The sequence below is a fragment of the Corynebacterium pseudokroppenstedtii genome (assembly GCF_019754945.1).
GTDB lineage: Bacteria > Actinomycetota > Actinomycetes > Mycobacteriales > Mycobacteriaceae > Corynebacterium > Corynebacterium pseudokroppenstedtii.
In genome coordinates, this window is record NZ_JAEUWU010000002.1 from 425,499 (window position 1) to 443,815 (window position 18,317).

16 protein-coding genes and 2 tRNA genes are annotated in these 18,317 nt (G+C 55.4%); 8 read left to right on the forward strand and 10 right to left on the reverse strand.

All coding sequences use genetic code 11. The annotated features are described in order from the left end of the window. Nucleotides 1-32: 32 nt before the first annotated feature. Nucleotides 33-743, reverse strand: coding sequence for a serine protease family protein (locus JMN36_RS04875; protein WP_204087756.1), 711 nt, complete (start codon nt 741-743; stop codon nt 33-35). 566 nt (nt 744-1,309) lie between these two features. On the opposite strand from JMN36_RS04875, the gene JMN36_RS04880 reads away from it, so the two are divergent. The 3 genes from JMN36_RS04880 to JMN36_RS04890 all read left to right on the forward strand — a co-directional run bounded on the left by JMN36_RS04880 (nt 1,310) and on the right by JMN36_RS04890 (nt 6,142). Further along, nucleotides 1,310-2,554, forward strand: a complete 1,245-nt coding sequence (locus JMN36_RS04880; RefSeq protein WP_204087757.1) for an MFS transporter — start codon at nt 1,310-1,312, stop codon at nt 2,552-2,554. 239 nt (nt 2,555-2,793) lie between these two features. Then, entirely contained in the window at nt 2,794-4,050 is a 1,257-nt protein-coding gene (locus tag JMN36_RS04885) for an alpha-hydroxy acid oxidase (RefSeq protein ID WP_204087758.1), read from the forward strand. A 403-nt stretch (nt 4,051-4,453) separates the two neighbouring features. Next, nucleotides 4,454-6,142 (forward strand): L-lactate permease, encoded by a 1,689-nt coding sequence (locus tag JMN36_RS04890; protein ID WP_204087759.1) that lies wholly within the window; start codon nt 4,454-4,456, stop codon nt 6,140-6,142. Nucleotides 6,143-6,248: 106 nt separating this feature from the next. Here the strand turns inward: JMN36_RS04890 and JMN36_RS04895 are convergent, their stop codons facing one another. After that, nucleotides 6,249-6,677, reverse strand: a complete 429-nt coding sequence (locus JMN36_RS04895; RefSeq protein ID WP_204088824.1) for a pyridoxamine 5'-phosphate oxidase family protein — start codon at nt 6,675-6,677, stop codon at nt 6,249-6,251. Between the two features lie 241 nt (nt 6,678-6,918). Here JMN36_RS04895 and nrdI point away from each other — a divergent pair, with 241 nt between their 5' ends. From nrdI to JMN36_RS04910, 3 genes are all read left to right on the forward strand, one after another. Next, on the forward strand, nt 6,919-7,362 hold the full coding sequence (gene nrdI / locus JMN36_RS04900; RefSeq protein WP_204087760.1) for a class Ib ribonucleoside-diphosphate reductase assembly flavoprotein NrdI: 444 nt from the start codon (nt 6,919-6,921) through the stop codon (nt 7,360-7,362). A 13-nt stretch (nt 7,363-7,375) separates the two neighbouring features. Then, nucleotides 7,376-8,428 carry a class 1b ribonucleoside-diphosphate reductase subunit beta gene (gene nrdF, locus JMN36_RS04905; protein WP_204087761.1) on the forward strand — a complete coding sequence of 351 codons (1,053 nt, stop codon included), beginning with the start codon at nt 7,376-7,378 and terminating at the stop codon, nt 8,426-8,428. A gap of 285 nt (nt 8,429-8,713) precedes the next feature. Then, nucleotides 8,714-9,754, forward strand: coding sequence for an ABC transporter substrate-binding protein (locus JMN36_RS04910; protein WP_204087762.1), 1,041 nt, complete (start codon nt 8,714-8,716; stop codon nt 9,752-9,754). A 64-nt stretch (nt 9,755-9,818) separates the two neighbouring features. Here the strand turns inward: JMN36_RS04910 and JMN36_RS04915 are convergent, their stop codons facing one another. The 8 genes from JMN36_RS04915 to gyrA all read right to left on the reverse strand — a co-directional run bounded on the left by JMN36_RS04915 (nt 9,819) and on the right by gyrA (nt 17,142). Continuing rightward, nucleotides 9,819-10,292: a hypothetical protein gene (locus JMN36_RS04915; RefSeq protein WP_204087763.1), complete on the reverse strand. Its 474-nt coding sequence runs from the start codon at nt 10,290-10,292 to the stop codon at nt 9,819-9,821. Nucleotides 10,293-10,792: 500 nt separating this feature from the next. Then, a complete protein-coding gene (locus JMN36_RS04920) occupies nt 10,793-10,999 on the reverse strand; it encodes a hypothetical protein (protein WP_204087764.1) in 207 nt (68 codons plus the stop codon). 419 nt (nt 11,000-11,418) lie between these two features. Further along, a complete protein-coding gene (locus tag JMN36_RS04925; protein ID WP_012730707.1) occupies nt 11,419-11,577 on the reverse strand; it encodes a methionine/alanine import family NSS transporter small subunit in 159 nt (52 codons plus the stop codon). 2 nt (nt 11,578-11,579) lie between these two features. After that, nucleotides 11,580-13,268 carry a sodium-dependent transporter gene (locus JMN36_RS04930; RefSeq protein WP_221923947.1) on the reverse strand — a complete coding sequence of 563 codons (1,689 nt, stop codon included), beginning with the start codon at nt 13,266-13,268 and terminating at the stop codon, nt 11,580-11,582. A gap of 461 nt (nt 13,269-13,729) precedes the next feature. Beyond that, nucleotides 13,730-13,802: transfer RNA gene (locus JMN36_RS04935), tRNA-Ala, on the reverse strand. A gap of 41 nt (nt 13,803-13,843) precedes the next feature. Then, nucleotides 13,844-13,920, reverse strand: a tRNA-Ile gene (locus JMN36_RS04940). Between the two features lie 166 nt (nt 13,921-14,086). After that, the gene (locus JMN36_RS04945) at nt 14,087-14,569 is read right to left on the reverse strand and encodes a DUF3566 domain-containing protein (protein ID WP_204087766.1); all 483 of its coding nucleotides are present in this window, start codon (nt 14,567-14,569) and stop codon (nt 14,087-14,089) included. Next, on the reverse strand, nt 14,569-17,142 hold the full coding sequence (gene gyrA / locus JMN36_RS04950; protein WP_221923948.1) for a DNA gyrase subunit A: 2,574 nt from the start codon (nt 17,140-17,142) through the stop codon (nt 14,569-14,571). Before gyrA ends, JMN36_RS04945 begins: the two co-directional genes overlap by 1 nt. 179 nt (nt 17,143-17,321) lie before the next feature. On the opposite strand from gyrA, the gene JMN36_RS04955 reads away from it, so the two are divergent. Together JMN36_RS04955 and JMN36_RS04960 are read left to right on the forward strand one after the other, a co-directional pair. Next, complete coding sequence (locus JMN36_RS04955; RefSeq protein ID WP_204087768.1) at nt 17,322-17,540, forward strand: CopG family transcriptional regulator; 219 nt, start codon at nt 17,322-17,324, stop codon at nt 17,538-17,540. Further along, a complete protein-coding gene (locus JMN36_RS04960; protein ID WP_204087769.1) occupies nt 17,537-17,872 on the forward strand; it encodes a hypothetical protein in 336 nt (111 codons plus the stop codon). The genes JMN36_RS04955 and JMN36_RS04960 overlap by 4 nt, the downstream gene beginning before the upstream one ends. Nucleotides 17,873-18,317: the final 445 nt, after the last annotated feature.

Here is an 18,317-nt window from a genome sequence, read left to right on the forward strand (position 1 = left end):
CGCAGGAGTTGGGGTGCACCTAGCACGGGTGTTTATCGCAGTTCTGAATCGACTACGTTCCACGGGATATAGGCACCATATTTCCCGGTGTAGTTCTCCAGGTAGCCGACGTTAATTCCGATGACGCGGTTGTACCGGTCGACCATCGCTCCACCCGACGTGCCGGGCTTTGAGTTAAGTGGTGAAACGAGAGCCACAGTGTTCGGGCGACCGTTCCATCCCATGAGGGGGTGGTCGGTCACGCGAGACTCATTGAAACGCTGGCCGAGTCCGAGGACGTGAACAGGTTCTCCCACGTTGAGTGAGTTGTAGTCACGTTTTTCCCAGCGCCCGTCGACGCGGACGGCGGGATCAAGGTTAATTTTGACAGCATCGAGGCCACGGCTCATCGCCGCTACCCGCCCGATGCGGTGATTGGATTGGTCGAAAATCTCAGTGCCACGAGTCCATCGACCGTGAGAGCAGTGCTCTGCTGTGTATCCGGTGCGGTCTCCGATCAACGTGATACTGCAGGTCCCGCCGCTACCGGAACGAATAGTAGCTCCCTGGTGAACGGTGATAGTGCGTTGGTTCGGAGTGGTAAAGACGCCCTTGGTTTTGAAGTCCTTCGAGGCGTCAGGCCATGGATGATGCGAGTACGTTGGGTGCTCAACGGCGTGAGCTTCATTGGCTGCCATGGGCATGCCAACAGCAGCAAGTGTGATTGATAATGCGGCAATAGATGCGCGAAGTAGACGGCGCACTTTCCCCCCAAAAAATATGATGTGCAGATTATGTAAATCTGGCGATGTCGGAAGCTGGAGTTTCTCTCGCAGCTAATGAATGAGGATACGCCATAAACGGCGTTTCTGTGAAATGAATGTGAGTGTGATATTTGTCTGTGAAGAAAAAAGGTAGTTTAAAACATCTGCTGCTTTTATTTAGGTAGGAAGCGGAGAATGATGCGATCTTGAGTTTGTATGAGATGTGCGTAAAAATCGCCTTGAACAGCATATTTAGAGTTATTAAAAACGAATTATCACTCGGCCCTGAAGTCAATCGAGATTGTTGACGTGGATAAAAAGATCGGGGGAATTGGGGGCACCGCCTAAACGTAGAACATTTGTTGCGGGGCTGATGGACTCATTTTTAATTTCATGGCAAGAAAAGAGAATAAAGTAAAAGAGAAATAGTCGAGCTCGTAATGCATAACTGGTGAAGCGCATAGCAACAGGATAAGAGTAACTGGATTCTTTTCGGGTTCTTGGTTCCCTGGTCTATTAGGCTGTAAGTGGTGCATGTAGGTCGTCAATAGCCGTGCGGAGGTCATATGGTCACTACTCCGGATGGTGGTGCCGATTCCGCACCTGTCAGCGGTGCTCCACGCACCCACGTGTCGTTCGTCACCAAAAGTGCGGTTGTTTTATTAGGGATGACCGCACTTCTCAATCTTTATTCAACGCAGCCGATCCTGGGTGACATCGCCGCGTGGGCGCATATCCCGACCACCGATGCAGCCTGGACGATCAGTACAACGACGGCGGGCGTTGCCATAACGGCTCCTTTTGCAGGGATGTTATCTGATCGGGTTGGCCGTCGGCGGGTGATAGTGGTCGCAGTGGCCACGATGGCAGTTCTGACCGCGGCGGCGTTGACGTCGTGGTCCTATCCGGCTCTTTTGGCGTTTCGTTGTGCTCAGGGTATGTGTTGTCCGTTCGTCTTCGCCGTCGTCGTGGCCTATATCGGGGAAGAATATGAACCCTCGACGGCCTCCACTCTGAATGCTTTATATGTCGCGGGCACTGCATTGGGTGGTTTTTTGGGTCGGATGGTCGCCGCTATCCTCTCCGATTGGACTGGAAGCTGGCGGTTGTCGTTCCTGGGTAATGCCGTTATTTTGGCTGTGACACTGGCTGTGACGTACTGGGGCCTCCCGCCGGAGCGACAATTCATCCGGACGGTTGATCGCGGCGTCGGTGGATTCTTTGTTAATGCTGGCCGGTTACTACGGAAGCCTCGCATTGTCATGACGGTCTTGGTGGGTTTCGCGTTGTTGTTCCAGCAGGTTGCGTCGTTCACTTTTGCATCCTTGGCATTGGAGTGTCCACCGTTCAGTCTTTCTACCAGCACTATTGGCCTAATTTTTGTTGTATTTCTTATTCCAACAGTGACGACGCCTCGGTTCGGGGCGTTGATGGATAGATGGGGTCCTCGCTGGGCCTTTGTTGCGTCGCAAAGCGTGAGCGTTGGAGGTCTTGTTCTCACTCTAGTTCCGACGATTCCTACGATGATTGTTGGCCTTGCGTTGTCCTGCGTCGGTGTGTTCGCTGGTCAGGCCGCCGGAACGCTGATGGTGGGGAGGTTGGCCACGGGCGCTCGGTCGACTGGGGTCGGCTTGTATCTGACGGGCTACTACGTTGGTGGTGCGTTTGGCGGAGTAGCACCGATTTCGTTTTATTCGACGGCTGGGTGGACAGCTGTCGTGGTGCTTGTTCTCGGTGTTGTGTTGTGCGCGGGGGTGATGGGCTGGTGGGCATGGCGCCCGCTCGGCTCGCAAGCCCACGACCCCCAATAAGCAGGCTTGTTAAGTAATTATGGCAACACTTGGTGTGACGTCTGCTATTAATACAGTTAGCCTACCCCCTCATGGTTACACCCACTGTTAATGCTTTCGCCAATTGTTTAGGCTCAATGTAGTTAGCGCAATCTCGTGAGCCTGACCCACTTGTCGTGGGCTTCTGTTGCGACGACATCGGGACCAGGTTAGCGAGCCTTGTGCATGTCTATATTTACGTCCTGTGAATAGGAGTCCCCGTGGTTCAGCGTCAGTTCCCGAATCCGAAAGAAATTAGGGAATATCTGCACTTCAAGAAGCCCGAGCTGAATTTGAAGAAGCGTCGGTTGGAAAACGCTTTGACGATTTATGACTTGCGGAAGATTGCAAAGCGTCGCACTCCGGCATCGGCGTTCGATTACACGGATGGTGCTGCAGAAGGGGAGATTTCTATCGCCCGTGCTCGCAAGGCATTTGAGGACGTGGAATTCCACCCGTCCATCCTCAAGGATGCTTCCGAGATCGATATGAGCACGTCGATCCTAGGTGGGCCATCCTCCCTGCCATTTGGCATCGCTCCGACGGGGTTCACTCGCCTCATGCAGACTGAAGGTGAGGTCGCGGGTGCAGGTGCAGCCGGTGCAGCGGGCATTCCATTCTGCTTGTCGACGCTGGGCACCACTTCGATTGAAGACGTGAAGGCCACCAACCCGACGGGACGTAACTGGTTCCAGCTGTACGTGATGCGCAAGCGCGAAATCTCCTATGGACTGGTTGAACGCGCAGCACAAGCCGGCTTCGACACCTTGTTCTTCACCGTCGATACACCGGTGGCCGGCAACCGGATGCGCGATGTCCGCCACGGTTTTTCCATTCCGCCGCAGTTGACGGTGAAGACCGTCGTCGACGCGATCCCGCGCCCCTGGTGGTGGATCGACTTCTTAACGACGCCTCCGCTGGAGTTCGCCTCCCTGAGCTCGACCGGCGGCACCGTGGGCGAACTGCTCAACAACGCCATGGACCCCACGATCAGCTTCGACGACCTGAAGACGATTCGTGAGATGTGGCCCGGCAAGCTCGCCGTCAAGGGCGTTCAGAACCTTGAGGACTCCAAGAAGCTCGCCGATCTTGGCGTCGACGCCATTGTGTTGTCCAACCACGGTGGACGCCAGCTCGACCGCGCTCCGGTGCCATTCTTGCTGCTCCCCGAGGTTGCCCGCGAAGTCGGCAAGGACGTGGAGATCATGGTGGACACCGGCATCATGAACGGTGCCGATATCGTCGCCGCGTTGGCCCTGGGTGCAGACTTTACCCTGATTGGACGTGCTTACCTGTACGGCTTGATGGCTGGTGGCCGTGCCGGTGTGGACCGGACCATCGAAATCTTGCGGTCGCAGATCGAGCGGACCATGAAGTTGTTGCAGGTCACGAGCATTGAGGAGCTAGGCCCTCATCACGTCACGCAGCTCACTCGGTTTAACCGTGTGGACTCGTCGCGCGACGATGCAACTGTGTAACTCGCAGCGGGAAGGCTAGTTCTCCCACTAGCCCTTCACCAGTGTGAGGGCTAGCCTCCAGCGTCGCCACGGGTGCGGTTGGTCGCGCCGGGCGCCTGGCCGCTAGTGAATATGATTGACGCCACGGTGAACCGTTTGCGTCTTTAGGTTCCCGTTTGGGGGTAAAAATCGGGGCCTGTCTGACGTCTACATGCGGTTTCCCGTGGTTTTTAGTTGTAGCATCATCACGAATTTTGTCCCGTTTAGGGTGATCGTAGAAGATGTGACTAACACGGTGGTTTCACCACGTATGTGTTGTACATCACTATTTTCTGCTGGTGTGTGAGAAGCAGTCTGGGTGATGCGTAGTTTGTCCCTCGGCATCCCCCAGTGATGCCCCTGAAAAGTGAGAATAACCAGTGTCATGAGTTCCACCTATCAGCCCGATTTGGCTCCGCTGGCAGATAATCTATTTGTCTCCGCGTTGGTAGCTTTCCTCCCCTTGGCCACAATCTTTGTCACACTCGGAGTACTGCGGTGGAAGGCCCATTGGGCGGGCCTGACCGCCTTGGCCGTCTCCTTCGTCATTGCTATCGCAGCCTATGGAATGCCCGCCCACCTTGCGGGCCTTGCCGCCACCCAGGGCGCGGTGTTCGGCATCTTCCCGATCATGTGGATCGTCATCGCGGCGATCTGGTTCTATGAGATCACGGTTCGCTCGGGCCGCTTCCAGGACTTACGAGCCCTCATCGATCGACTTTCCGACGATCCACGCGTGCAGGCAATTCTTATCGCCTTCTGCTTCGGCGGCATGTTGGAAGCGTTGGCCGGATTCGGTGCGCCCCTGGCCATCACCGGCGTCATGCTCCTGACCATCGGATTCTCCCGTATGCGCGCTGCGGTGTCGGTCATGGTGGCTAACACTGCTCCGGTTGCCTTCGGTGCTGTGGCAACGCCGATCATTACCGCTGGTGCGTTGTCGGGTATTGATTACCAGCACATCGGTGCCATCGTCGGCCGACAGACCCCTATTTTGTCCGTCTTTATCCCACTCTTCCTGTGCATTTTGGTGGACGGAAAGCGTGGTTTGAAAGAGTGCTGGCCGATCGCGTTCGTTATTGGCCTCGTATTCTCCCTCACCAAGTTCGTGTTCTCTAACTACATCTCGGTGGAACTGACTGATATTGCGGCAGCTCTGATGGGTGTCGCTGCCACCGTGATCATGCTGCGCGTGTGGAAGCCGAAGGGCACGGAAGAAGCCCGCGAGCGATTGTTCGTGGAACGGCAAAAGGAGGACCAGGAAGCTGGTACTCAAGACATCGCTGGTGCAGAGACGGTTGCGCAGGAAACAGAGGAGCGTGAGCTCACCCCCGGCCGGACGTTCATGGCGCTCTTCCCGTATCTCCTCGTTCTTGTGGTCTTCTCCCTGGCCGAGCTATGCGATCCGGTGAAACACTTCCTGAAGAGCACAGACGTCACGATTCACTGGCCAGGTTCAGACGGCCACATTCTGACCGCCGGCGGCAAGGTGTCGGGCGCAACCATCTTTGAATTCACGTGGCTCTCGTCGCCAGGAACTCTACTGATCATCTCGGGGTTTATTGTTGCCGCTGTGTACCGGGTGTCTTTGAAGGTTTTGGGCCAGGCTTATTGGGAGAATTTGGTGAAGATGAAATTCTCCATTTTGACAGTTGCTTCCGTGGTTGCCTTGGCGTATGTCATGAACCAGTCCGGTCAGACGATCACGATGGGTACATGGATTGCCGGCGTGGGTGCGGCCTTCGCGTTCTTCGCCCCGATTCTCGGCTGGCTGGGCACTGCGGTGACCGGTTCCGACACCAGTGCAAACGCATTATTCTCGACGCTACAACAGACGGCTGCTGTCAAAGCGAATGTGGATCCTGCTCTCATGGTTGCATCGAATACGTCCGGTGGTGTCGTCGGTAAGCTGGTCAGCCCCCAGAATCTGACCATTGTGGCGACGGCGGTCGGCTTGGTTGGACGTGAGTCCGAGATTCTCCGGAAGGTGGTTCTCTGGAGCGTCGGACTTCTGATCGCCCTATGTATCATCAACGGGTTGCAGGCAACTGTGTTGAGCTGGATGATTCCGTAACCTCGGATTCGGTAACCTGCGTTGCCAACCTCAGACTCGGCGGTTGGGAGGTTCATGAGGGGGAGAGGGGGCACTCCCAATCGACAGGGCCATTGAACTGGGTCATTTAAATGCGACAGTCGGGGTCATCGCTATCAATGAGTTCCCCGGCATGCGCGCCGATCATTAACGTATAGATCTGCTGAACATGGATTAAAACACCTGCCTTGGGTGGGGCGTAACCGTGAGCCTCCGCATAAGCAAGGCACGCATCCCACACCGGGCCGGTGCGGTGGATTTCTGCCGGACCGATAAACCTGTACCCATCGAGTTCAGCCCAGTCCACCACCGCGACGGCGGCAAGTGAGCCCTCGCGCAGGTTTTCATAATGCTGACGGCCGGTGTTCTCGTTGTACACCAAAGTGTGGTCGTCCCACACGCGTAACGACCGCTTCGGGCCGAGATTAGGCCGAAGGGTTTCAGCGTCAGTCACCGTCGCCAAAAACGGAAGTTGCTGGCTGATCATTTCCTTCATGGGATCGGTCAGTGTTGCCATCATGCGTCCTTTCAACAGAAAACACTCGCGCCCTCGGTAGGGGCTTGCCGACGAAACCCCACGCTGTAGCGCCGAAGGCGCTGAGGTTGCTCCTTATGCGCTGGTCCGCGAGCGAGTCCCCGCGCGTGAGTTCGTCGTTGAGGCTGTTATTTCATCATGATGAATGATAAAGTTCAACCCATTGAATGATGAGGGGCGAACGAGCCCCCTTCAGATCTATCCGCCTCCACGTGGGAGAACTATGCCGAGTTCATCTAGTGCGCCTGGAACCCACCTTGTCTACTTTTCATCTGCCTCGGGCAACACTGCGCGTTTCGTGGATAAACTCCACCTACCCGCGGTCCGAATCCCGATGAGATTGAAAGCTCCCGAGCTTCATGTGTCGGAACCGTATGTGCTTATCACTCCAACGTATGGGGGAGGGGATATCGCTCGAGCGGTTCCGCGTCAGGTTATTCGCTTTCTCAACGACGAACAGAACCGACACCTGTTACGCGGAGTAATAACCAGCGGGAACACGAATTTTGGGGCCGCATTTTGTTGTGCAGGCCCCGTAATTGCGTCGAAATGCCAGGTTCCGGAGCTCTATCGATTCGAGTTATTAGGGACGAGTCGTGATGTTGAAAAAGTCCGGAATGGATTGACGGAGTTCTGGAAACGCGTGAACGAAATAGAAACCCTTTAGAGAGGAAAATGGTTTGTCCTATATCGATGATTCGATAACCCCGGCTGAATGGCCCAGGTGTGCCGAAAAGCCATTGCGGCCGGTGAATTGGAATCGCTTACAAGATCCGAAGGACTTGGAAGTGTGGCAGCGATTGACGGGAAACTTTTGGCTTCCTGAAAAGGTGCCTCTGTCCAATGATATTTCCAGTTGGAATTCGCTACCTGAAGATCTGCGCCAACTCACCGTGAAAGTTTTCACCGGATTAACGTTGCTTGACACTGTTCAGGCGACGGTGGGTGAAGTGAGTCAGATACCGGATGGCAGAACCGAGCATGAGCAGGCGGTATATACAAACATTGCGTTCATGCAGTCCGTACATGCCAGGAGTTATAGCAGTGTTTTTAGCACGTTGTGCAGTACTCCGGAGATCACGGAAGCCTATAGGTGGGCAACGCGCAACAGTGTGCTCCAGCAGCGTGCCACTACGGTGATGAAACACTACTATGGCCGGGATCCTTTAAAGCGGAAAGTAGCAGCCACACTGCTGAGTTCACTGCTCTTATACGCCGGTTTTTATTTGCCATTGTGGTTGAGTTGTCGAGCTAAACTCATGAACACCGCTGACATGATTCGTCTTATTCTTCGTGATAAAGCTGTTCACGGTTATTATTCCGGATATAAATTTCAGCGGGGGCTCGATGCCCATCCTGAGAGGAAAAATGAGCTCCAAGAGTTTACGTATTCTCTGGTGGACGAGCTTCTAAATTTGGAGAAAACTTACTCAGGTGAGTTGTATGGCGATATCGCTGCGCCCGATGATTCTCGCAAGAGTGCAGAATCCTCATTCACCTCGCGTCCGAACTTCGCGGGTGTTATGGCCTTTGTCTATTACAACGCGAACAAAGCTCTCATGAACCTTGGTTATCCAGCCCTGTATGAAGATGAAGCTGAGCGGACCGAACCAGATATTTTGGCCGCACTCACGCCTGAGGCATCAGAAACGCACGATTTCTTCAGCGGCTCCGGGGCCTCCTATGTGATTGGGAAAACCGAAGCGACAGAAGAATCAGACTGGGATTTTTAGCAGATGCGTAGGGCAAGTATTGGGTAGCTGGCCAGTTGTTTATCTCCAGTCAGCGTGAAGTAAAGTGCCGTAGCCCCATGTTTCATCTAAAGTTTTCAAGCGGAGAATTTCGGGGGTTTCATCACTTGATCGCATCAGTCAGTGATCGTCGGATTTCTTACTCCAAAGGTATTTACTTTTTGTTATGCTAAGCCTAGCCTTAATGTAAATGTCGTTAGTTAATCCCGGTCACTGGCCACTGGCGATGGAGTATTTGTGGTAGGCCGAAATTTTCCAAGGAGAACGATGAAAGTTCAACGTTTCCCGTCATGTAATAAGCATAAGCGGAAGTATACCTTTGGGCTCGCGGTGCTTACTTCCGCTTCGCTCCTGCTAGTTGGTTGCACTAGTGACAGTAGTGACGCTTCGAATCGCGAAAGCCAGACAAGTCAGTCTTCGTCCTCCGAAGCCACACAGTCTGGCGAGATCACACTAAAGAACTCGTGGGGCGAAGCGAGCTACCCAGTGAAACCTGAACGTGTAGTTGCGACAGGTACGGCTGTAGATAACTTACTCGCGCTAGGAATCAAACCGACGGCCATTATTCACACCCCTACTGACAAAGAACGCCCATGGCAGAAAGAAAAGCTCGAGGGCGTTGAAATCATCGATGCAACAAATGATGGCGAGCTGCCTGTCGAGAAGATTGCAGCTATACACCCGGATTTCATTGTTGGTGATTACTGGCGAATCACAGAACAAAGTTATGGGGTTTTGAAGGATATTGCGCCGACACTAGGTGCCACCGGTACCCAGGGTGGAGAAATAGGGTGGGCATCACAATTAAAGCAGTTAGGTAAGCTCTACGGTAAGGAAGCAAAAGCCAAAGAGATTGTTGATGCCGACCACAAGCGCTTTGAGGAAATGAAAAAAGCTATCCCAGATTTGAAAGGAAAGACTGGGATTGTGGCTCAGTTCGTTGGGGATAGTCATCAGTTCGGCGTCGTGACAGATCCGAAGGAACCGGGCAACGCTTTCTTCTATGACTTGGGAATGTCTGTTCCTGAATCAGTCCAGAAGTTACCGTCAAACAGCTCAGGGCGTGCAATGGTGGCAAGTGAAAACATCAGCGCTTTAAATGCAGACTTCATGGCAATTTACGCCCAGTCTGGTTCAGATGAGGAGATGCGACAGATTCCCGGGTACACCGATTTGACCCAGGTTAAGAAAAAGGCGACGAAAGTTGGGGACAGTGCTCTTGTGCAGGGGCTTAACGTCCCGAGTTCATTAAGTCGCGAATGGTTGCTCAAAGAGCTACGGCCAGAGTTAGAAAACGCCGCTAAGTAGTCCGCCTCCCCCAACCTCTTAAAGCGGGCAACAAAATAAAACCCGATAGGCGATGGCTCTATCCTCAGTTGAGGGTAGAGCTCGGCGTGCGGACAGGGCACATCTGCCCAGCCTGCAGGGCGTTAAACCAGAATGCGACTCTGTGCGCCAAGCGGGCTAGTGGTCGTTTCGAGATTTGATCAACGGATGTATGGCGCACATGATCACTAGACTCAGAGCTGGATACATCAGAAGCGCTGGAGCAAAGATCTCTGGCGAGTCTCGTTGCTGGTCCATGACTGGACTGACAAAAGAGCGCTACAACTAACCCCACAATACCTAGCACTGATTTAACGTGTGCCGAAGTCTTCTTAAAGATGCCGGCAAAGATAGCGCCGAAAATAGCGCCCAGACCCCCGATAAAGAGCATGTCTAAGAAGGCAGAAGATGCAGTCGTAGCGTTATCTGTGCCGATGATTACACCTCCTACAAAAGCCACAATAATCATGAGAATTCCGACCACGCCTACGCCCAGAATTCGTTTTGTCGCTGAACTCACGAATTAAACTCCTGTCCTTGGGTTAGGGAAAATAGCTTTCCCTTGCCGCCATACCTATGTGAGTGCAATAGCCATGTAGGCGCCCATCACTCAAGCCGTAAATATGCTACGGCGGAACCTGGACTCCTCCTACATAGGGAAACGAATATCGAAAATGTTGAGAACACTGAACATAGTTCATCATGTTCAATTGCAGATGCCTATAGACTCAGGAAAGTTACCCTTATACGGGTAGATAGTAGGACGACATGTGAGTGAGTAGTAGAAGGTGTGTTTCAGAAGTTTCGACTGCATCCGTAAGGCTGAGTCACTTAGCGTTGGCTTTTAACCATCTTTGATGGCATCAGTGTCTCTAGCCGAATACATCAATTGCCTGAGGATCCACACGAGACTGCAAGGCAGTGCAATTTTAGCAATGAGCTATTCACCGTCGGGCGCGCATACATGCGAGTGGAGATAAGGAATCCCCGCCGTGGTGGCGGGGTTGGTGGTGAGTGTATTTACCAGACGGGTCGCCAGAAGTTGATCATTTTCCTCCATAGTGAGGGCTGCTGGAACTCGTCGGTGGCTTTTTTGGGTGGTGTGAGTCCGGCGTCGATGTAGAACTCTCTAGGCGGGGTCATTCCCAGCTTTTGAGCGCCTTTGATCGCTTTTTGAAGGTTGCGTTTATTGCGCGCTTCTGGTGTGCCATCAGTCCACGTTGTCATTGTTTTCACCGTCCTCTTCTTTCACATTATCGGTCTCGTTTGGCCTCTGTCTATAGAAAAGTACTATTAGCTCGCTTTCCGATGGGCTGGCTAGCGGGCTTTCTGATAAGCAGTCTAATTGAATTTCTGCCGCTCTTCGGCACTGTTCGGTAGCTTTATCGTTGTCTACGGTCTCTACCGCCCAGGTGAATCGTCTCGACCATTCACTGCGGTTGTCACTGTTTGTCTTTTGTTGCAGCGTCAAGATAACAGCAATCAGGCCGCCACCGGCAATGATCAGTTGCACCAGTCGAAGCCACGCTTCTGTATCCGTGCCGTTTACCCCCTGTCTACTCCGTGAGTGTTGTTCGACATGGAGTACTGACGCGTTTTTAGAGCGGTGGTTCCCGGAGTGGCCACACCAAGCCCGCGGGGATCGTCTACACCTTGGTGTACTGCGGCAAGTCGTCGAGATCCGTCGTCCCCAACTTTCCGCTGTTCTCATCCGGGTGCTTGGTTAAGTGAATCGCAGCAATGATCAACAATCCCCACACCAGGGCCAAGTAGAGGATCATGACGATGATAGTGACAGCATCCATGTTTAGGCCTCCTTCAGGCCAGCGACTTCGAGCCGACGCTCACGGTCGCGAATAGATTCATAGGGATTATCCAGATGCTGGCCGAAGGGCGCTCCCTTCCCGGTCAGCGGCACTCCATAATCGCTGACCGGCGGGCCGTCGAGAATCGTTCCGCGTGGCCACGGAACTCGCGACATCAGGAGGGCACCACCGTAGAAGAGCACGGCCAAACCCCAGCCAAAGATAGCCACTTTTGTCGTCGGATAGCCTTCGTATCCGTCGCGAACCAGCGTGATGATCTCCAACACAAACGTCGTCCCCAAAACCAGCGGGGTAAGCACCAGAAGGCAGAAATCCCACCATCGGCCAAGCTGCAGACTGCTGATCTGGTTGACGTGTTGCCGCAGCTCCGGCAAGCGTCGAAGCACCCAGCCGATGACAATGATCGCCACCACAGCGATGACAACAATACCGATGACGTTCACGAACTTATCGACGATATCCAGCATGGCAAGGCCCGTCGACACTGGGAAAAACACGAGCGACGGGACCGCGCAGGCCACACAGACATAAACGGCAGCGCGACGTCGGGAGAGTCCGAATTTTTCCTGCACCGAGGACAAAACAACTTCCACGATGGTGACCAGCGAGGTAAAGCCCGCGATAAAGAGGGAGCCGAAGAACAGGATGCCGAAGATCGGGCCGCCGGTCATGTTGTTGATGATCGTCGGGAAGGCGATAAAAGCCAGGCCGATGCCGTTGGTGGCAACGTCGGCGACGGCCACATGCTGGGTGACAGCCATAAAACCCAAGGTTGCGAACACACCGATACCCGCTAGCACCTCGAAGGCACTATTGGATAGGCCGACCACAGCACCCAGTCCCGAAAGATTTGCTCGTTTCTGTAGGTAGGAAGCCTGGGTCATCATGATGCCGAAGGCGATCGCCAGGGAATAGAAGATCTGGCCATAGGCGGCAATCCAGACTTGGGGATCAAGCAGAGCGCCCCACTGCGGGGTAAAGAAGGCCTCGAGCCCCTCAGCAGCACCTGGCAAAAACAGTGCACGAATGACCAGAATGATGAACATGATGATGAGCAGCGGGACAAAGATCGAGGAGAGCAACCCGGTGCCTTTACGAACCCCCAGTACCATGACCGCTGTGATCGCTGCCCATACCAGGGCTAGCACGATCGCGATCGGCCACACCACATTCGCACTGGTCAGGCTTGTGGTGTCAGCGTGTAGGAAGTCCCCGGTAAAGAACTTCTCCGGGTCCTGTCCCCATGCCAGTTTCAACGAAAACCAGGTGTACATGGCCGCCCAAGCGAGGATCACGCAATAGTAGACGGCGATGATGTAGGTGATGCCGGTCTGCACCCACCCAATGGCCTCGGTTTTCCGGGAAATACGACGCCACACGAGCGGTGCGGAACCACGAAAGCGGTGGCCGAGGACGTAATCGAGAATCAGGACCGGCACCCCTGCGGTCAGCAGAGCGATGACGTAGGGGAAAAGGAAGGCCCCTCCGCCGTTGTCGTAGGAAATGTAGGGGAATCGCCAGATGTTGCCGAGCCCGATGGCGGAACCGATTGCGGCGAAGATAAACATGGACCGGCCGCCGAAGGTAGCTCGTTTCGCTGGCTTGTTTGCTGGGGAGTTAGCAGCAGAGGCGGGTTCGTCCCCGCTGGATACGGATGTGTTCTGGGGCATGGGTTGCTCCGTGATGATCGTGCCTGGCCCTCGGGGTTTCCGGTGGTCACAGGCGAGGGTTTTCGATTTTCCTTTCCGACGCCAACTGGGCCGGTGAAACCTGGATGTAGGCCGCGGTCCTCTGTTAGCGGGTCTGAATAGCAAAAATCCCCGGTGCGGTTGTTTTCCGCAGGCCGGGGGAGCGTCTGGTAAAGGGTAGCCAGACGCTCAGTTAATAATTCGGTTGAAGGTTACTTGTGCGCTCACGGGTACAGAGCATACCGCATGGTCTAGGAGAGGGTCAGGTGAGGTGCCTACCTCACCTCACAAGGCTAAATGGACACCAAGTCGCAGTACCATTCATTTTCTGCGACGAAACCCACGCCGACGAGCAGACACACTTGTGTCGTTTAACCCGAATCCGCCCTGACCTGTGATACGACAAAATCCCTGGCCACCGAAGTGTAACCAGGGATTTCCTGTGGAGCGTACGAGAATCGAACTCGTGACCTCTTGCTTGCAAAGCAAGTGCTCTACCAATTGAGCTAACGCCCCCTGTGGTTTTCACCACCCGAACCCCACCGAAGTGGTTTTCGTGGTGGGCCTAGGAGGACTTGAACCTCCGACCCCTTCGTTATCAGCGAAGTGCTCTAACCGCCTGAGCTATAGGCCCATGAACCGTGCAGAACTTTACCCAGGAAAATGGGGTTTACCAAATCTGCAGGTCACAGTGTAAATAGATCGAATAAAAGTCTGCCCGCTCGATTGATGTGGTGGCCCGAGTGACCGCATACAGGCCCCGGATCACACGGCCCCGCGATCGCACGGACCGCGGATCGTTAGTCCCGTACCACCACTCTCACTCCACCAACAGCGCCCATCCGAGCCAATCCGTTGTAAATAGCTGCGGCAACAACGCCCAACAGCGTGCCGATGATGGCTTCAAAAACAGCGAGCGCAATGATCGCAATAATCACCATGCTTGTTGGAACTGAGGTGTCTGCGACGTCGTTAAGGGCGTCGTTCATGTTTCCCCATGCTCCCATTCCCGCTAGGAGACCGAATATGAGGAGGGCAGCGAGTACCCAGACAAGCGCAATGATCGCGCTGACCGCGCCTGAGATCCGGGCAGCTCGGTGGAGGTCAATATGGGTTACCTCTACAACACGTTCTCCTTGAGGCATCCCGGGGGAGTTGGACGCCGGACTGGCAGTGGCGTCGTCGGCTAAGTTGCCCGTCCAGTGTCGCGTGCCCAGATCCTGATCAGCCTGGCCAGCCTGGTTTCCCTCGGGCGTCAGCCCGTGCGGTCCCGGCCCCGTCATTACTTGCCATCCTTAGCGTCGGAGGAGGGGCCGTTCGGGTCCGGTTCGGCCGGATCGGTGGGGGCGTTCCCCTTCTCCGCAGTCTTCGCCGCGTGCTCCTCGCCTTCGTCCTCGACGTTGCGGTCGATGGCGAGCAGCTCAGAACCCTTGTCCAGGTGGACCAACCGCACGCCCATCGTCTGCCGCGAGCTGGGCCGGATGTCCTTCACGTTGGACCGGACGACGGAACCATCGGTAGTAATGCAGAAGATTTCGTCATCTTGGTCGACGACGAGTGCGCCGATCAGCTTGCCGCGCTTCTTGTTGTACTTGAACGTGGCGACGCCGAGTCCGCCACGGCCCTTCGTCGGGTATTCTTCCATCTTCGTGCGCTTGGCGTAGCCGCCGGCCGTGGCGACCATGAGATAGGAATCCTCGCGGACGACAGTCAGCGCCAGCAGCGCGTCCTCGCCGCGGAAGCGCATGCCTTTGACGCCGGCAGTGGCGCGGCCCATCGGGCGCAACGTGTCGTCGTCGGCAGTAAAGCGCATAGCCTGGCCTTCTTCGGAAACCAGCAGGAGGTCATCGTCGGCGGAACAGAGCTGTGCGCCGATCAGTGAGTCGCCCTCGTTGAGGTTGATGGCGATCAATCCACCGGACCGCACCGAGTCATAATCGGTCAGCTTCGACTTCTTCACGCGGCCTTGTTTGGTGGCGAGTACCAGGTAGGGCGCGTCTTCGTAGGTCTGCAGCTGGATCACCTGGGCGATGTGCTCGCCAGGCTGGAACTCCAGAAGGTTAGCGACGTGCTGCCCGCGCGCGGTCCGGGACGCCTCGGGCAACTCGTAGGCCTTGAGGCGATACACGCGCCCGAAGTTGGTGAAGAACAAAATCCAATCGTGCGTCGAGGTGACGAAGAAGTGTCGGACGACGTCGTCCTGCTTGAGTTCAGCCCCGCGGACACCCTTCCCGCCACGCTTCTGGTTGCGGTAGAGATCTACCTTGGTGCGCTTGGCGTACCCGGTTGAGGTAATGGTGGCGACGACGTTCTCCCGCGCGATGAGATCTTCTTCAGTGACATCGCCGGTAGCTGCGATGATCTTCGTGCGGCGCTCATCACCGTAGTTGTTGACGATCTCCTCAAGCTCATCGCGCACAATCTGCCGTTGGCGCTCCGGCCGGGCCAGGATGTCCTTGAGGTCGGCGATGGTGAGTTCGAGTTCCTTCAACTCGTCGATAATCTTCTGCCGCTCGAGGGCCGCGAGTTGGCGCAGCCGCATCCGCAGAATGGCGTCGGCTTGGAGTTCGTCGATATCCAGGAGATCCATCAGTCCGGTTCGTGCGATCTCCGGGGTCTGGGACGCGCGAATCAGCGCGATGACCTCGTCGAGCATATCCAGCGCTTTGACCAATCCGCGCAGGATGTGGGCGCGCTTTTCGGCCTCATCCAGGCGGTGCTGGGTGCGTCGGACGATGACGTCGATTTGGTGATCGACGTACAGACGCAGCAGCTGGTCCAGGCGGAGAGTGCGGGGGACGCCGTCGACAATAGACAGCATGTTCGCGCCGAAGCTGGTCTGCAGTTGGGAATGCTTGTAGAGGTTGTTGAGCACAACGCGCGGCACGGCGTCGCGTTTCAGTGTGACGACGATGCGCATGCCGACGCGGTCGGAGGATTCGTCGTCGATCTTGGAGATGCCGGCGATCTTCCCGTCGCGCACTTGCTCAGCAATGCTGGAGACAAGGTTATCGGGGTTTACCTGGTACGGAAGCTCGGTGATGACGATAATGGTGCGCCCGCGCTCTTCCTCAATGGAGGTCACGCCGCGCATTTTGATGGAGCCGCGGCCGGTGGTGTAGGCGTCCTTAATACCCTTATCACCGACGATGAGCCCGGCCGTGGGGAAGTCGGGGCCCTTCACCCGTTCCATGACGGCTTCGAGCGTGGTGGCCTCGTCCGCGTCGTAATGGTCGAGGCACCAGAAAATCGCCTGGGCCAGCTCGGTGAGATTGTGCGGCGGAATATTCGTCGCCATGCCGACGGCAATACCGCCGGAACCGTTCATCAGCAGGTTGGGAACACGCGACGGGAGAATCGTCGGCTCTAGTGTTTTGCCGTCATAGTTGGGTTCAAAGTCGACGGTGTTTTCGCGGATATCGCGAACCATCTCCATGGCCAACGGTGTGAGGCGGCACTCTGTATAACGCATGGCGGCGGGGCCGTCGTTGCCGCGGGAGCCGAAGTTACCCTGGCCATCGACCAGCGGATAGCGCATGGACCACGGCTGGGCCATGCGGACCAACGTGTCATAAATGGCTCTATCGCCGTGGGGGTGGAAGTGACCCATCGTGTCTGCGACGGGTCGGGCGGACTTGACGTAGCTGCGCTCCGGGCGATAGCCGTTGTCGTACATCGCGTAGATGATGCGGCGGTGGACGGGTTTCATGCCGTCGCGAACCTCGGGGAGAGCACGTCCAACGATGACGCTCATGGCGTAATCGATGTAGCTCGATTGCATTTCTTCTTGGATGTCGATCGGGCTGACGCGATCGAAAAGGTCATTGCCCCCGGTATTTCCGCTGTCATCACTCATGCGCTCTACCTTACCTCACAGGGTGGACATGGGAGCTGTGCGTCGGCGGGCTGTTCGGGGCTGATCTTTTCGACGGAGTGCTTCTGTGGGTTTTCTGAGGCGTTTTACCGGGAACGTCGTCTGGTTGGTGGTATCGCTGTGGTATCACTTGACGGTGGATCAATGGTTGAATAGTGATTATGGCAATGACCCTACGGCTCACGGAGGACCAAGACCGCGCCCTGACGCTGCTGGCAGAGATGACGGGCACCTCGAAGCACGAAGCTGCTGTGCGCGCAATCGTGTCGACGGCGGCGCGAACGGTGGACAACGAAGAAGTGCGGCAGCTGGCCAGGTCCCGAGTTCCCGAATATGCGGAACTAGTTAAGAAGGTCCGGGCTAAGAAGGTTCGACGATGACCGCGCCGGGAGTGGGTGGACCGTATGGGGTGGATGATGAACTGAATGTCCGGGCTGCTTTTGGTGCCCAACCACTAAGCGCAGAACAACTCCTTATTATTATCGACGAATTTCGCGCGGCGGCCGGGTCCGGTGTGTACCTCGTGCGCCCGTGGGCATGTGCGGCGATCGTCGCGGCCGGGCAAGGGCGTATTGGTGGCATTCCGACGCACCGGAATGAAAAGGAGATGCTCGATGCCGTGGGTGAGGCGATTACGCGGCTGAAGCCATTGAATAAGGCCAACGGAAAACTAGCTGAATTAGTGGTCGACATTATGACTATGCGACGCTGATGCGCTGGCTTCCCTCCCGCATCGCGGCCAATTTTCAGCCACACGGCGTACAACGCGCACGCAATGAAGAGCCCAATTCCGGCGGGCAGAATATATACGTCTAAAAATCCCATCGGACCCACAATGAAGTCGATAATGCCAACAACAGTCACGACGCCAGCTAATGCGATCCACACAGCTAAGTGCTGGACTTTAAAGAGCATGAGCACGAAGTGGTAAAACATCGCCGGTGCAAATGCTGCGAAAACGAATGCAGTTGTTCCGGGAGAGCGCGCTAAGAAAACAAAAGAGATAACAGTAATAATTGCTTCGATTAAGGGGAACTTGAAGAGAGGTTTGGACATGGTCGCGACCTTCCAGAGTTATTCTCCGTCGCCGGGTGTTCCTCGCCGAGTATTTCGCCCTTGAAAACACTGAAAAACACTTCGGTTAGGTTTAAAATATA